2 protein-coding genes and 1 pseudogene are annotated in these 17,071 nt (G+C 69.5%); all 3 read right to left on the minus strand.

The window, feature by feature from the left end; translation table 11 throughout:
* Positions 1 to 3 precede the first annotated feature (3 nt).
* Positions 4 to 852, minus strand: a pseudogene (locus tag Bsp3421_RS23040) (IS256 family transposase); the annotation flags it as partial.
* Between the two features lie 331 nt (positions 853 to 1,183).
* Positions 1,184 to 1,642 carry a hypothetical protein gene (locus tag Bsp3421_RS23045; protein WP_274003737.1) on the minus strand — a complete coding sequence of 153 codons (459 nt, stop codon included), beginning with the start codon at positions 1,640 to 1,642 and terminating at the stop codon, positions 1,184 to 1,186.
* Positions 1,639 to 16,905, minus strand: a complete 15,267-nt coding sequence (locus Bsp3421_RS23050; protein ID WP_274003738.1) for a two-partner secretion domain-containing protein — start codon at positions 16,903 to 16,905, stop codon at positions 1,639 to 1,641. Before Bsp3421_RS23050 ends, Bsp3421_RS23045 begins: the two co-directional genes overlap by 4 nt.
* Between the last annotated feature and the right edge of the window lie 166 nt (positions 16,906 to 17,071).

The following is a 17,071-nucleotide window of genomic DNA, read 5'->3' on the forward strand; positions in this document are numbered from 1 at the left end:
CGAACGGCGATCTTTCCAGCTCGCGTAATCGAGGCTGTTTCGGATCAGGTGGACGATGCAGGTTTGCAGCGTCGTGGCTGGGAACACCGCTGCCAGCGCTTCGGGCATGCCCTTCAGCCCGTCGGTTACGGCAATCAGGATGTCGGCCACGCCTCGTATCTTCAGATCGTTGAACACCTTCATCCAGAACTTGGCGCCCCCGGTGCTCTCGATCCACAGGCCCAGAATGTCGCGCGTGCCGTCGGGCAGAATACCCGGCGCCAGATAGACGGCCTTGTTACGCACGACAGCGTCTTCGCGAATCTTCACGCGCAGCGCGTCGAAGAACACGACTGGATACATCGGTTCGAGCGGCCGGGCTTGCCAGGCCGTGACTTCGGCCATCACCTCGTTGGTCACGGAACTGATGAAGTCAGGCGAGACCTCGGTGCCGTACTGTTCCAGCATGAAGCCTTGAATCTCTCGCACGGTCATGCCCCGGGCGTACATTGCGACAATCTTGTCGTCGAAGCCCGTGAAGCGTCGTTCGTGTTTGGGGATCAACAGCGGTTCGAAGCTGCCGTCGCGGTCGCGCGGCACCTCGATACGGATCGGGCCGTCTTCGGTCAGAACGGTCTTGGCACCACGGCCATTGCGCTGGTTCGTCACGCTGGACGGTTTGGCGCTGCCTGGCGCGTAGCCGAGATGGTGATTCATCTCACCTCCCAGCGCCCGCTCGATCAGTGCCTTCTTGAGCGCGAGCGTCGCGGCATTGATGGCTTCGGCCGTCATCGGGCCACTGCCGAATTGCTCCAGCAGTTCAGCGGGAATGGCCGGTAGCTCTACCCGCGGGGTCTTCGGTTTGCGAGGCATATCTTCTCCTGGGAAGAATCATATGCCTTGAACACGAAATTACTGACAGGCCCGGCATCTCGGCCCGATGCCATCAATCGGTATGCAATTTGACTTCAGCATCATGCTTCTGGGTCCAAGCCCAGGCAAATTGCATTCCTCACCAGCCGCACAGCCGTGCTCCGCACTATTGATCTCTCCCTTCGCAATTGACAACGACTTCCTTTAGAAATTCATCATCAAAAACTTCATGCGGAACTAAACCTGAATCACGTTCAGCCTGCACAAAATCGCAAATGAATATAAACCATTTTCCTTGCCACCAGAGCAACGCCGCGCTCTCAAATTTCCGCTAAACATTTCCTTCATCAGAAAATTTCCCAATCGTAACAAAAACCTCACAGGAATCCTCTTCGACAATAATGCTTGATCTAACCACTTCACCAGGAAATTTATATTCAATCACCCCATCCCACGTCCTTGCCAAAAATCCAGCCAGCTCTTTAGCACTTTCAAATGAGATGCCATTAAAAATATCTGTTATCTCCACCAAATTTGACCAAGCCTGCGCCTGACCTGGCGCCATTCCCGTGCGTCGACGTTCGCGATATTTTTCTTCATCAAACCAATTAGACGCGACAACAACACCATCAAACAAAACCATATCAGGCGAAATCAAACTCCCAATACACATCACAAAATCATAAGGCAAATCAATTTTCGATGACACAGCATGAATAAAATCCAAAGCTGTGAACCGACCATTGTTTGCCGCAACGAAATCCTTGTATTTCCAGTTTTCGATAGTCATTTCGTTTTGCCCGCAGGAATTTCATCTGGCCTAGCTGGCCGGACCTCGCCTTTCCCCACAAACACCCTCCCATCCGGTGTTACGTTGACACTCGTCTCCTTAACATTTGGACGTGGAATGCCTCCGTGATCTTGTCCAGAGCCGCGATATTGCATCCAGGTCCCATCACCGTTATGCGTGGTGTACTGGCCATCGGCCCCTGGGCGCTCCACGATTGTATGCGGCAAGCCATCCGCCTCTGGCAGCGGAGCCGGTGGTTTATTTCTGGACTTGCCACCTCCCTCCGCGGTGTCACCAGCCTTTGTAGCACTTGTATCGCTCCCGTTACTGAGCGTCGTATTCCCCGCCCCATACCCTGCCACATTCGCCGCACCGGCTGCCGCGCCCGGAGACATCGCCCCCGCACCGGCCATCGCCACCGCGCCCGGCCCAGGAGCCAGCGGCCCACCACCGCCCACAGGTCCAACAACGCTCAAGCCGTTCCTGGTTCCCTCCAGCAGCAAGTCCTTATTGGACTTCGACGTCAACGGGTTACCGCTCTTGCCCGCATCCCCCGTCAGCATATCCTCATCCGCCGTCGGTTTACGATGACCGGACGCGGGTATCCGACCTGCCAAATCCTTGACCGTGGAACTCATAGCCTGCGTCAACGGATTACCCGGCAGCCATGGCAAAGCGGTATACGCAGCCAGCAACAGCTTGCCCGTCACCCCTCCGTGCTCAAGCACCTTGGCGAGATGTGAATCGGCGCTCGCGTTATTCATCGCTTCGTTTTGCGCCGCCGTGATTGCCCCTTGCATGTCCACGCCCGTCAGCCCGGCAAGTCCTCCACCCGCCAACGTCGCAAACGCAGCCACAGCAGCCCGCTGCCCCGGATCGAGTGGCATCCCCTTCGAATCGATCGCCTTGATGAAGTCCGGAGTGAACGCTGCGCTGACCACACCACCCAGCGCACCACTTTCACACCCGCCTCCACCTGCCGCGCCCGCAGCACATCCCAGCGCGCCATGCGCCGCGATATTCTTCAGCGTCCCCGGGTCCGTTGCGTCACCGATGGAAAACGCCGCCGCGGCCGCCGCATCGCGAATCAGATTGTTCTTCAGACCGTTGAGGAAACTCTCCCCGCCAATCAGCGACCCCATCCCCGCCTGAATCGCCGCATTCGCCCCCAATGCCGCAAGTTGCGCCGGCAACTGTCCGACCGCCGCGCCCGCCTTCGGCACCAACGAACTGCCGATGTTCTGCACGCCCGACAGGCTCGCAAGACTCGACATCCCGTCTACAGGCGCGTTGAAGCTGAAGCCCGGCATCCCGGTCTGGGCATTAAACGTGATGCCATTGGTCAGCCCCGCCGTCGCCGCACTGATCAAGCCATTGCGGAAACTCGACCCGAGATCGATCTTCCCCGTCCCGACGAACTGCCCGATCGCGCTCGAAGCAAAACTGCTCAACCCCACCGCGATCATCGTATTGGCGAGCCCGCCCATCGCCAGCGAACCACCCGCAGCGCTCGCCGCTGCCGTGATCGCCGCCCCGGTCAAGCCCTGCTGCGCCGCCGCGAACGCCGCTTCCGTCGCCGCCGCAGTCGCGCCGCTCATCGAGCCGATCGCGGCCGTGAGGTAAGGCTGCATCGCAATCGCAGCAGCGATCGCCACGGCCATCGAGAAGATCTGCGTCATCCCGAACGCGCCGCCTTCCTTCACGAAATCCTGATGCAGGTGATCGTCGACTGCCGTCTGGGCAAAATTCCCGCCCAGCTGCCGTTGCAGATCCGCCAGCATCTGCTTCGTGCCGGCTTCATCGACCGAACCCTCCGCACCGAGCTTCGTCAGCGCCCCGCCGATCTGATTCAACGCCTGCACGTTCAGATCCATGTTCGCCGCGCTCATGAACCCGCCCGGCTGCACGACCGTCCCCGTCGTGTTCAGATACCCGCCGTCGACCTTCTGCCAGATCTCCCCGACATTGACCTCGTTCGCGCGATTCGTGAGCGTCCGGGTATCGACGCTCAACGTCCCACCCGCCGTGATGCTGCCGGTGTTCAGGATGCTGCCTTGCCCATCCTGGTTGAACTTCAACGTGACGTCGTGCCCGGAGATATTCCCGCCCGCCGACATCGCCGTGATGTCCTTCGGCAGATACACCTGCGGCATCAGCGCGGTAATCGTCGGGCACACGCCCGTCCCGGTCGCCGTGCAGGTCGGATCGGGGAAGGTCTGCTCGACGTACCACAGCATCGGCCGGTCGAGCTGGTTCACCTGCGCCTGCGTCAGCGCCGCGCCCAGCTGCAGCGTGTTGCGCTTCGCATAATCGACCGCGTTCTGATACAGGTAACCCTTCTCCTGCTCGGTCACCGACGCGCCGTGCTTGCTGTCATACGCCAGCCCGTCGACGAAGCTCGCCTTGCCCGTCTGCTGCAACGCCGCCTGCTGCAACAGCAGGTTCTCTTCCTGCGGGTTGTAGTAGAACAGCGTCGAGCCCGGCTGCAGGCTCGGCGGCAGGTTGTCGAGCAGCGCCTGCGGGCTCCACGCGCCGATCGCGGAACCGCCCAGCCCTTCGTTCACATACGCGGCCCGTCCCGCCACCGGCGTCGGCAGCGTACCGCTGCCCACCGCGCGCGGAATCGACAGGTTCAACCCCGGCAAGGTCAGCGGGCTCAGCGTGATCACCTGCTGAGGCGCGTTCACATGCGGCGTATACGTGTTCGGCGTGGTGATGCCGTTGATCAGTTTCTGCCCGCTCAGCACCACCGTCGTGCCGATCACGTTGCCGACGTTCTGGATCTGCCCGTTCGACTGGATCGACAAATTCGGCGCCTGGATCGTCGCCGCGATGTTGCCGACCGGCGTCGGCGGATCGATCGCGCCGCCCGCGCGCGCGTATGCGCTGCCGTACAGCGCCTTGCACTGTTCGGGGCTCCCGCAGGCCCAGATGTCATGGCGCTTGTCGCTGCTGAACATTCCGGTTTCCTGCACCCAGTGCGAGTGCCAGTACGCGTTAAGCGTCTGCGCCTCGTTGATCACCGGCCCGGCCACGACGATCGACGCGCTGTTGCCCGCCGCGATCAGGCTGCCGATGTTGGTCAGCGACCCTGCGCTGATGTCGAGCGTGTTGCCCGCGCTGATCACCGACGTGCTGCCCGACTGCCGATCGACGTAGCCCTCGCAGTAGCTTTCCTTATAGCCGCCCGCGGTCATGCAGCCGCTGTAGCGCTCCTGCTTGCCGTAGTTCTCGTGCACCGGCACGGGCGGCGGCAGCTTGTTGGTGATCGCGCCCGATACGTTCAGCTTGATGTCGTTGCCGGCGATGATGTTGCCCGACGTGTTGTTCAGCGTCTGCGCGGGCGTGGTCGAATTCGCGGTCGTGCCGACGCCGCCGATCACCACATCGCGCCCGGCCAGCAGGTTGCCGTAGGTGTTGTCGACCTTGCCCGCCGCGATCACGAGGTCGCGGCCCGCGTAGATCGTGGCGTCGCTCTGGCTGTAGCTGAAGCCCGTTGTGACGGGGTTGTTGCCCCGCGGCTGTCCTGCATTGCCGCATGCGCTGCTCGGCACGCCCGCAGCACAACCGACCTGCCCCGAATGGTTCTGCTGGTTGCCGCCCTGATTCGACAGGTTCTGCGCCGACACATACACGTCGCGTCCCGCATACAGCATCCCGGCATTGACGAGACTGCCGCCGCCCACCGTCAGGTCATGCCCGGCCGCGATCAGGCCGGTCGGGGTGGAGGAACTGACCGTACCCGTCGAACTCGGCGCCGCGCTATTGACGTCGATCTGGAAAGTCGACGCCGGCAGGTAGCTCATGCTCGAACCGGTACCCCGGACAAAAATGGGCGCCGCTTTCTGCGCGGTGATCTGACCAAGAATCGAGTTGTCCTTGGGATTCAGCGCAACCAGCTGCTTCAGGAACTCGGTGTATTGCCCCTGGTCGACGTACCGCACCGTCTGATTCAGCGTCGTCGGCGCCACGGCGCCGTTGCTCAACGACTGGACATTCAACGAGATGTCGCCCTGGGCCGCGATCTGGCCGCCCCGGTTCGACAGCGAGCCGGCCGTCAACGAAATCGCATTCCCGGCGGAAATGACGCCCGAGATACCCGGCTGCTGGCTCGTCGTCGTTTCATGGACGGTCGGCAGCACGAAGGTCCGGGAGTCGCTCGCGCCCGGCGCGACGCCGATCGCCCATTTGGCCTGGCCGACGTCGTTGCCGTTGCTGGTTCCCATGTAAACGCCCCCGTACTTGCCGAACGTCACCGTCCCCGAGCCCGCGACCGGTGCGGTCCCCTTGATATAGCAAGTCGCTTCCGTGCACCCCCATGCATTCAGGTATCGCGTGCTGGTCGATCCGGTCGGCGACAGCAAGTCGCCCATGGACGCATCCAGCGTGCGCTGCGCCGAGTAGGTGTAGCCATGATCCCCGCCGCCCGACCTGTCGACGACCCATCGCGTGATCGTCCCGACCCGCCCCGACCACAGCAGATTCGGATCCACGATGTCCCGCGTCGTCGTCACCGCCGCTCCCGGCGCGGTCTGATCATTGACCACCGCCCCCGCCGAGATACTCACGTTCCGCCCCGCGAACACCGACCCGCCGGTGTTCTGCAGCGTCCCGCCCAGCTTGAAATTGACATCCCCCTTCGACTGCGTCGTCGCGCCCTGGTTGTCGTAATCCCAACCCGACACGTTCAGCACGTTGCCCGCTTCCACCGTCCCGCGGTTTGTCACGTTCCCATTCAGCGCAAGCATGTTGTCCGCATGCATCACCGCGCCGCCGCCGTTGTTCAGCGCGCCGTTCAGCGTCACGTCCCAACCCGACACCTGCCCGTAGTTGTTGAACGCGCCGCCGCCCGTGTTCAGCGTCAGCCCGGCGGTGCCCGTCATCACGCCGCCGTTGTTGATGCCGCGCTGACCGGTGAGCGTCACGCCCTGGCCGCCGTAGTTCCAGTTCCCGCCGATATTCACGAAGCCCGCCGTCACCGACAGCTGGCCGCGCTGATTGATCAGCCCCTGGCTCGGATCGAAGGTCAGGTTCACCGCGTTGACGCCGATGTCGCGCTGTGCGAGCAGCTTGCCGCTCGCATTGTTCAGCGCGCCGTCCCCGCCGCGGATCGTCAGCGACAGGTCGCCCTTCATCGCCCCGTTCGGATCGTTCGCATTACCCGCGAACAGCACGCCGCTGCGATTGTCGAGCGCGCCCGTCTCCACCTTCAGCGCATCGACGCCCATCAGCGCGCCGCCTGCATTGTTCAGCGCGCCCGCCACGTTCGCCTGGGTGCTCGCGCCATTCACGAGCCCCGCGTTCGTGAACTGCGTCGCGTTGATCGTCGTCGCGCCGGTCGACGCGAGCGACGCCTTTTCCGCATTGACGAGATTCTGCGCGGACACCGTGAGCCCGCCGCCCGCGAGCACCTTGCTCGCGTTGTGCAGGCCGTTGCCCGAGGTCAGGTTTGCCGCGCCCACCACGCCGACGGTCTCGCCCACGAGCGTCAGCTGGTTGTCCGCGTGCGCATCGAGCGCACCCGCGATCACGCTGCCCAGCGTCACGTCGCGGCCGGTCGCCTGCACGTGCTTCGACGCCGCGAGCGACGCGCCCCCCGCGTCGAGCGTGCGCTGCGCCTCGATGTTCAGATTGCGCGAGCTGCCGGCCGAACCCTTCATCACCACGTCGCCGCCCGTCACCGTCAGGTCGCCGACCGTGAGGCTCGTGCCGCTCAGCGTCGCCTTGCCGCTCGCATGAATGCGCGCATCGCCATTCGACGACACGCCCGCGACCGTCGCATCGCCGCCCTTCGCGTCGACATCCACCGCACCCATCGCCGATACGCCGCCCGCCAACGCCACGTCGCGCGCCGCCTGTACGCGTGCGTCGCCGCCGGAGCGCAACAGACCGTCCACGCTCACGCCGCCCGCACGCGAGGTCAGCGTCGCCTGCCCGACCGCGCTCGTCGACGCGAGCTTCATGTCGCCGCCGGACGTCGCGTTGAGCGTCCCTGCGCCGTCGATCGCACCGAGTGTCAATGCGCCGCCCGCAGCGACGTCGATCGCCTTCGCGAAGGTCAGCGCACCGCCCGTCATCGCGCCGCCGGCCTTCAGATCTGCGCCCCCCAGCCCGAACATCGGGCCGCCGATGCGCATGTCTCCGCCCGCCGCCAGGTTCGTATCGCCATTGACGAGCGTACCCGCACCGAGCGTGAGCGTCGTGCCCGCGCTGCCCTTCAGCGCGCCGACCGCGGCCAGCGTGCCATCGACGCGCAACGCGCCTTGCGTCGCGCTCAACGTCAGGTCGCCGCCGGATCCGACCTTGTCGCGCAGCGTGAGGTCGCGCGCCGCGGTCACGCTCAGCGCGCCGTCGCTCGCCGCCGTCCCCGCGAACAGCGCGTCGCGCGCCGCCGTGACCTGTGTCGTACCACCCGATACGAACGACCCGTTCACATGCACGTCACCCGCGCCGTTCGCGCCGCGCGCATGCAGCTCTGTCGCGCCGCCTGCGTTCACCGAACCCAGCGCGAGATCGCCGCCCGCGTTCGCCGTGAGCTTGCCATTGGTCGTCACCGCGCCGCTTGCATTCAGACTGCCCGCCGCGTCGAGCATGGCCTCCTTGCCGAACGCGACGGCCGCCGCCGTCAACGTCCCGCCGCTTTTCAGCGTCCCGCTTTGCTGCGCGCCGATGTCGCCCTTCAACGTCAGGTCGCCGCCCGCGCCCAGGCGCGCATCGCCGCCCGCGACGGTCTTGCCCGCCACGGTCAGCGCCCCGCCCGCCGTCGCGGCGAGGCTGTGTTGGGTCGTCAGGTTGCCGGCCTGCAATGCGCCGCTCGTCGCGGTGAGCGTCAAGTCGCCCGCTGCGTTCACATCGGCCGTCGTCACGCTGCGCGCGGCGCTCAGCGTCGCCGCGCCTCCCGCATTGAGCGCGCCGTCGACGCGCACGTCGCGCGCCGCCTGGATCGACACTGCGCCGATCGCGGTGGCCGGGCCCGCCAGCGTCGCATCGCCGCCGCGCGCGCGCACCGCGAGATCGCCGCTCAATGCCTGCACCGAACCCAGCCCCGCCTGATTGCCCGCCGTCACCGCAACCGACGCGCCTTGCAGCGTGCCGCTCAGCGCCACGTCGTGCGCGGCGTCGAGGGTCGCGTCGCGCGCGAATCCGATCGCCCCGGCTCCCGTGATGTCGCGCGCCGCCTTGAGTTGTCCGGCCGCCTGTCCCGCGAGCGTGCCGTCGACCAACAGATCGCGGCCGGCCTCGATCGTCGTCGCCCCGGTCGCATTCACCGGACCGGCGAGCCGCGTATCCTGGCCCGAGGTCAGCGCAAGCGCGCCGCCCGCCGTGGTCGCCCCCGCCAGCACGACATCGCCCGTCACCGCATGCGCCTTCAGGTCGCCCTTGGCCTGCGTCGTGCCGCTCACGATCACGTCGCGCTGCGCGTTCAAGGTCTGCGCCGCGCCATTCTCCAGCGCGCCGCTCACACGTGCATCCCGCGCAGCGTCGAGCGTCACCGCGCCCTTCGCCGATGCTTCGCCGGTGATCGTCGCATCGCCGCCGCCGTTCTTGCCCTGCGCGATCAGATCGAGCGTCGTCGCGGACGCGACATCGTGCAGCGTCGCATCGCGTCCGCCCTGCGCACGCACCGACTGCGCCTGCACGCGCCCGCCGAGCGCGAGATCCTGTCCGGCCGCCGCATCGAACGCGCCTTGCGTGAAGGATTGCGTCCCCGTCCCGCGCAGGTCGCGGTCGGCGCGCAAGCTGCCGTTCGCGTCGCCGATCAGCAGCCCCGCGCCGAGATCGAGGTCGCGCCCCGCGGCGAGCGTCGCGTCGCCAACGGCGCTCGTCGTCGCGCCGAGCCGCAGGTCCTGGCCGGCGGTCGCGCCCAGCGCGCCGCCGCTGTTGATCCCGCCCGTCGCCGTCAGGTCGCCGCCGCGCGCGCTCAGCGTCATGTCCGCCGACGACTGCACCGCGCCCTCCACCTTCAGATTGCGTTGCGCGCTCGCCTCGACCGTCGCGCCGCCTTTCAGCTTGCCCGCCACCTGCAGGTCGCGCTGCGCGTCGGCGCGGACCGCACCGCCCGCCGTCGCCGTGCCGTCGATCCGCAGATCGCCCGCATGCTCGCCCGGCTGCGCGCCGGTCGCGCTCAGCGCGAGCGTTTCGTCGGCCTGAACGTCCTTCACCGCCGCGCCGCCCGCCGCCGTCACCTGTACGCGCCGCCCCTGGATCAGCCCGCGCTGATCCACGTCGCGGCCCGCCTCCAGCGCTGCCGTCTGCGCGAACGCGATCGTGCCCGCGCCGTTCAGGTCGCGCCCCGCGCCGACCCGACCCTTGCCGTGGCCGCTCAGCCCGCCCGAGACGCCGAGGTCGCGCGCCGTGCTCAGCGTCGCGTCATGGTCGACCACCACCGTGCCCGCGATGCCGAGATCCGTGCCCGCCTTCGCATCGAGCCCGCCGTGGCTCGTCAGCGCGCCCGTCACCGTCACCGTCAGCGCCTGGCCGGCGTCGAGCGTGGTATCCGCGCCGGCGGTCGCCGTGCCGGCCAGTGCGATGTCGGTACCTGCCTTCAGCGCCAATGCGCCGCCGCTCTTCACCGGTCCGGTCGATTCGACGCGGCCCTGCCGCGCCGTCAGCGACGCATCGCCCTGCGCCTGCAGCGCGCCGCGCTGCGCGAGATCCCGGCCGGCCGTCAACGCGACCGTGGTCTTGCCGTCGAGCATGCCGGTCGTCGTCAGCGTGCCCGCCGCGGCCAACGTCATCGCACCGGCCGCACTGACGTCGTGCAGCGTCGCCGCGCCCTCCGCGCGTACATCCACTGCACGGCCGCTCAGCGCGCCCGTGAGGTTCAGGTCGCCGCCTGCGCGCAGCGTCGCGTCCTTGCCGAACCCGAGGTTCGCCGCCCCGCCCAGCGCGCCGCCCGCCGTCAGCGCGCCCGCGCCCTGCGCGAGCACGGTGCCGTTGGCCGTGAGGTTGCCGCGGGTGCTTACGTCGAGATCACCGAGCGCCGTGGTGCGTCCCGCGCCGAGGTCGACCACGCGCGCCGCATCGATCGACAACGCGCCGTCCGCCTGCAGCGTGCCGCTGCTCGTGAACGCGCCGGCCGCATTGCGCAGCGTGAGATCGCCTCCCGAGATCAACGCGCCGCCGACCGTCGTGTCGCCGCCGCTCGTGATCGACAGCGGCGCACGCGTATCGAGCCGGCCGTTTACCGTGACGTCGCCCGCTGCGTGCAACGCGCCGCCCGCGAGCGAGCTGACCGAGCCCGCCAACGTGGTGCGGCCGCCGCTCGTCAGATCGAGCGCGTCCGTCGTGGCGAGCGTGCCGTCGATCGTCAGGTCGCGCGCGGCCGACAGGACGCCGCTCGACGCGCTCTCGACCTTGCCGCCGACCTTCAGCGCACCACCGCTCTTCGCCAGCAGCGGCCCCGTCGCGCGCAGCGCGCCGCCGATCTCCAGGTCGCCCGCCGCATCGAGCGAGGCCTTGGCCCCCGCATTGAGCGCGCCGGCCAGCGTGGTCTTGCCGCCGCTCGTCGTAGCGAGGTTGCCCGCCGACTGCAATTGTCCGTTGAGGTTCAGGTCGCCGGCGCTCTTCAGCGAGCCGGCGCCGAGCGTGTTTACGATGCCGTCGAGCCGCAGTGCGCCGCCGCGCGCGTCGACCTTCAATGCCGAGGCCGACTGCACGTCCTTCAGCGCAATCGCGCGCGCGGCCGTCAGCGTCACCGCGTTGCCCTGCAACGCGCCCGTGACCGCGAGATCGCGGCCGGCCTGCGCATCGACATCGCGCGCGATACCGACCGCACCGCCCAGCGTCAGGTCCTGGCCGGCGTCGAGCTTCGCGCCGCCCTTGCCCGCCACGGTGCCGCCGAGCGCGAGGTCGCGGCCCGCGTGCAGCGTTGCGTCGCCGCCGATGCTGGTCTTGCCGGTAAGCGCGAGATCGCGCGCCGCATCGATCGCGACGTCGCGCTCGCCCGCGAGCGTGCCGGTTGCCGTCACGCCGCCCGCACGCGCCGCGAGCGTCAGGTCGCCCGCCGCCTGCAGATGGCCGGCGGCATCGACGCTCACATCACGCGCCGCGTCCACGCCCAGTTGCGCGCCGCCCGCCAGCATGCCGGCCACGCGCACGTCGCGCCCGGCCCGCACGGTGGTCGCCGCATGGCTCGCCGACGCGCCGTCGCCGCCGCCCGCGAGCGCACCCGTGACGAGCACGTCGCGCGCCGCCTTGACCTCGGTCAGGCCGACCGCCGCCGTGGTGCCGTTGAACTGCGCATCGCCGCCACGCGCGTCGAGATGGAATCCGCCGCCCGCCTGGACGTCGGCCACGCTCGCGCCATTGCCCGCGCCGATCCGCAGATCGCCCGACAGGACCGTCAGCCCGCCCGTCGCGGCGACCTCGCGCCCCGCCTCGATCGTCATGCCGCGCGCCGCGCCCGTCGCGCCGGCCAGCGTGATGTCCGTACCCGCGCGCAGGTCGAGCGCGCCGTTGCTCGCGAGCGGTCCGCTCGTCGCAATCCGGCCCTGCGTCGCGGTGAGGCTCGCATCGCCCGCCGTCTGGAGCGCGCCCGTCACGCCGAGGTTCGCACCTGCCTGCAAGGCCGCGCCTCCGCCGCTGCGCAGCGCGCCCGTGAGATCGAGATCGCGCTGCGCTTCGAGCGCCGCGCTCGATACGGCCAGCACGTCATGCACCGCCGCCGCGCCGTCCGCGCGCACCTGGACCGTGTCGCCGCGCAGCGTGCCCGTCAGTCGCGTATCACCGTCCGAATGCAGCGCCGCCGCCCGACCGAAGGCCAGCGTACCCGCGCCGCCGAGTTGGCCGCCCGCGTCGAGCGTGCCGTCGCGCTGCGCGATCACCGTGCCGTCGGCGCGCAGGTCGCCGCCTGCGTGGATCGTCATGTCGCGCTGCGCGGTCGTGGCCTGCCTGCCGAGATCGACCGCCTGTGCGGCGTCGATCCGCAAGTCGTTGCCGGCCTCGATCGTGCCCGTGCTCGTCAGCGAGCCCGCCGCGTTCGTCAGCGCGAGATCGCCGCCCGAGTGAACGATCCCGCCGATCCGGGTCGCCGCGCCGCCCGTCGCCGACAACGGCCCCGCGCTCTGCAGCACGCCGTTCAACGTGGTGTCGCCCGTCGCCTTCAGCGTCGCCGACGACAGCGTGCTCAACACGCCGTCGATCGCCAGCGCGCCGCCGCTCGTCAGATTCGCGCCGCCCGCGCTGCGCAGCGCGCCGTGCACCGCGAGGTCGCCGCCCGAGGCGAGATCCGCGCTCGACAGCGAGGTGACCGTTCCGTTGATCGTCAGCCCGCGCTCGCGCGCCTTGACCTGCAGCGCCGCATTCGATTGCACGTCGTTGAGCGCGACCGCGCCGCCGCCCGTCAGCGTGACGCCCGCGCCGACCGCCGCGCCCGTCACCGCCAGATCACGCCCCGCGTCGACCGTCAGGTCGCGCAGCACGCCGGTCGTCCCGCCGAGCACCGCGTCGCGCCCCGCCGTCAGCCGCGCCCCACCCTGCCCGGCCAGGCTGCCGCCCACCGTCAGGTCGCGGCCCGCGTTCACGCGGCCCTCGCCGAACACGCGCGTCGCGCCGTCCAGCGTCACGTCCTGCGCGGCGGTCACCGTCACGTCGCGCGCGCCGATCAGCACGCCGTGCGCGCTCACGTTGCCCGCGCGCGCATTCAACGCGAGATCGCCGCCCGCCTGCAGCGTCGCCTGCTTGCCCACCGTCACGTCGAGGCCCGCGTCCGCGCTCAGCGCGGCGCCGCTCGTCAACGCGCCGTTCACGTTGACGTCGCGCGCGGCCTTGAGATCCGTCGCGCCCGCGATCTGCGTCACGCCGTTGAAACTCAGGTCGCCGCCCAGAGCGCGCGCGTCGAGCTTGCCGTCGACCAGCGCATCCGCCACGCCCGCGTGGTTTCCAGCCTGCACGTGCAGATCCTGATGCGTGCGCAATGCGCCCGTCGCGCTCAGGTTCTGCCCCGCCGTCAGCGTCAGGTCGCGGGTCGCCTGGATGGAACCGTTCGTATCGAGGTCCTTGCCCGCCTGCAACGTCACCTCGGCATTGCCGACCACGCCGCCCGTCGTCCGCAGGTCATGCGCGGCATCGAGCGTCAGCGCCGACGCGGCCTGCACGTCATGCAGCGACGCCGAGCCGTCGGCGCGCGCATGGACCGTATCGCCGCGCAGCGTGCCCGTCAGTTGCGTGTCGCCGCCCGAATGCAGTTCCGCCGCCCGGCCGATGCCGAGCGCGCCGCCGCCGCCGAGCCGGCCGCCCGCGTCGAGCGTGCCGTCGCGCTGCGCGGTCACCGTGCCGTCCGCGCGCAGGTCGCCGCCCGCCTTGATCGACAGATCGCGCTGCGCGGCCGTGGCCTGCCTGCCGAGATCGACCGTGTGCGCGGCGTCGATCCGCAAGTCGTTGCCGGCCGCGATCGTGCCCGTGCTCGTCAGCGAGCCTGCCGCGTTCGTCAGCGTGAGATCGCCGGTCGACAATACCGTGCCGCCGACCGAGGTCGCCGCGCCGCCCGTCACCGACAACGGCCCCGCGCTTTGCAGCAGACCGTTGACCGTCGCGTCGCCCGTCGACTTCAACGTGGCGGACGACAACGCATTGACAGTCCCGCCGATCGTCGCGGCGCCGCCGCTGTCGAGGTCGAGCGCGCCCGTGGTCTGAAGCACGCCGCGCACGTCGAGCGCGCCCGCCGCCGACACCTTGCCCGTCGCGAGCGAATGCGCCTTGCCGTCGATCGACAGACCGCCGCCGCTCGTCAGCGACAGCCGATCCGCGCTCTGCAACGCGCCGCGCACCGCGAGGTCGCCGCCCGAGGCGAGCGTCGCGCTCGCCTGCGACGTGACCGTTCCGTCGATCGCGAGCCCGCCCGTGCGGGCAGTGGCCTGCAACGCGCCGCTCGACTGCACGTCGTTGAGCGTGATCGCCCGGCCGCCCGTCAGCGTGACGTTCGCGCCCTGCGCCGCGCCGGTCACCGCGAGATCGCGCGCCGCCTCGACCGCGAGGTCCTTCGACACCGCGCTCGTCCCGCCCAGCGCCGCATCGCGCCCGGCTGTCAGCCGCGCGCCGTCGCGCCCCGCGAACGTGCCGCCCACCGTCAGGTCGCGGCCCGCGCTCACGCGCGCGGCGCCGATCGCGCCCGTCGCGCCGAGCAGCGCCACGTCCCGGCCGCCGCTCACCGTCAGGTCGCGCGCGCCGGTCAACGCGCCTCGCGAGGTCACGCTGCCCGTCTGCGCCGTCAGCGCGAGATCGCCGCTCGCCTGCACCGTCCCCTGCGCGCCCACCGTCACGTCGCGCCCCGCCTCGACGGTCAGCGCCGCGCCACCCGCCAGCGTGCCGTTCACGACCAGATCCCGCGCCGACTGCAGGCGCGTCGCGCCCGTCGCCTGCGTGACGCCGTTGAACGTCAGGTCGCCGCCGTCCGCCCCGCCCCGCGCCGACAGGTCCAGTACACCGCCCGAACGGGTGTCGGCCACGCTCGCATTGTTGCCGGCGCGCACCCGCAGGTCGCCCGCGGCCTGCAGCAAGCCGCCCGCCGCCACGTCGCGGCCGGCGTCGAGCGTCAGTTGCCCGCCGCTCGCGACCGGCCCCCGCGTGACGATGTCGCCGGCCGCGTGCAGCGCGAGATCGCCCGTCGTCTGCATGCGCCCGCTCACGTCCAGGCTGCGCCCGGCCTCGGCCCGCAGCGCGCGCGCGCCGAGCTGCCCGGCCACCGCGAGGTCGCGGGCCGCGCGCAGCGTCGTATCGTCGCGGCTCAGCACGGTGCCGTCGAGGCGGATGTCGCCGCTCCCGTCGCCGGTGCGCGCGCTCACGTCCAGGCGCTTGTTGGTCTGCACGTCGCCGAGCGTCACGCCCGGACCGCCCGCGATCGTCACGTCATCCTCGGCCTGCGCGTTCGCGAGCGCGACCCGGCCGCCCGCCTTCACGTCGAGCCTGCCGCCCGACTGCAGCGTGCCCGTCGAGGTCACGTCGCCGTTCGCCTGCACCGTGAAGCCCGCGACGCCGAGTTGCGCGCCGCGCATCTCGACCTGACCGTTCGCGCGGATCGTCGCCTGCTGCTGCGCGGCGGACCCCGCGATCGACACGTCGCCGTTCGACGACAACACCAGATCGCCCGCGTTCGCGGCCAGCTGCGCATCGGCGCGCACGCCCATCCCGGCCGCCGTGCTGATCACCTGGATCTGGCCGGCCGTCATCGCGCCGAACGCGGTCGCGTCGATCGCGCGGCCGTTCGCCGCGGCGATCGCATCGGCGGCGTTGCGCGCGCCGTTCGCGTTCGTCGTGTAGGTGGTGCCCGTCGCGTCCGACGCGGACGGCAGGACGAACTGCCGCCCGGCAACCGCATTGATCCGGTTGCCGGCATACAGCGGCGCGTTCACGCCGATCGTCTCGCCGATCAGGTCGATCGTGCCGACGGTGCCTTCGATGCCCGCGCCGGGGCCGTTCACCCCCGCATTGCCTTCGATCTGCACCCGGCCGCCCACGACGTCGTAGCCGATCGCGCGCGCCTGCGCGAAATCGCTGCGCGCGCCGTTCAGGTCGCTCAGGAACTGCGGCGCGCCCGTCGACAGCGTGACGCCGATCGTGTTCGTGAAGCCCGCGCCGCGCGTGGTGATGCCGTTCGGGTTCGCGATCACGACGGCCGCGGGCGAGCCGAACACTTCGAGCGGACCGTTGAGCAGGCTCGCGTAGCCGTTGCCCGTCGCGGTCACCTGGTTGACGATCACGCTCGCCGTGCGGCCGCCGAGGTTCGGGTTCGCGCGCACGTCGCCGCCCGTCAGCGAGGTGCCCGCCATCTGGCTGTTGTTGAGGATCAGCCCGACGGGATCGATGTTGAACGATTGATACTGGTTGAGCGAGATGCCGGCCGCGTTCGGCGCGCTGATGTTGACGACCGGCACGCCGCCGCCGAGCCCCGTGCTTTGCGTGAGCGTCGGCCGGAACGCGATCGGCGCGGCGGGATCGACGATCGGCGCGGCCTGCGCGGCCTGCATCGCGAAGCGGATCCGCAGGCCGGCGAGATCCGTGAGCGCCCGCCAGGCGTCGTCGGAGAGCGGCGCGCGGTGCGCCGCCAGCAGGCCGGCGGCCCGACGGCTTTGCTCGACCGTCGCGCTGAGCGGCCCCATGAACATCGTCAGCGCGACCACGGCCGCGACCGCGCGCTGCCAAAGCGGTCGCGGCCGCGCGGGCGCCATCGCGCGGATCCAGCGAGGCAAGGCCGCACCGTCGCGCGGCTGCGCGGCGTGCTGCTGTTCGAGGTGACGCAATGCGTTTCTAGTCGACGCGTTCATGTTGATCTCGCTCTCTGCTTTCCGCTTGAGCCGGCGGCGCACGACAACCGGCCGGCCTGCCGGTGGCGCGCGCGGTGCCCTTTCCCCGGGCCGGCCTTGCTTGTTTTTTGTGTTCTGCTTGTCCTGCTTGTCCTGCCGCCGCGCCCCCTCATGCCCTACCGCACGG

Source organism: Burkholderia sp. FERM BP-3421 (assembly GCF_028657905.1).
Classification (GTDB): Bacteria; Pseudomonadota; Gammaproteobacteria; order Burkholderiales; family Burkholderiaceae; genus Burkholderia.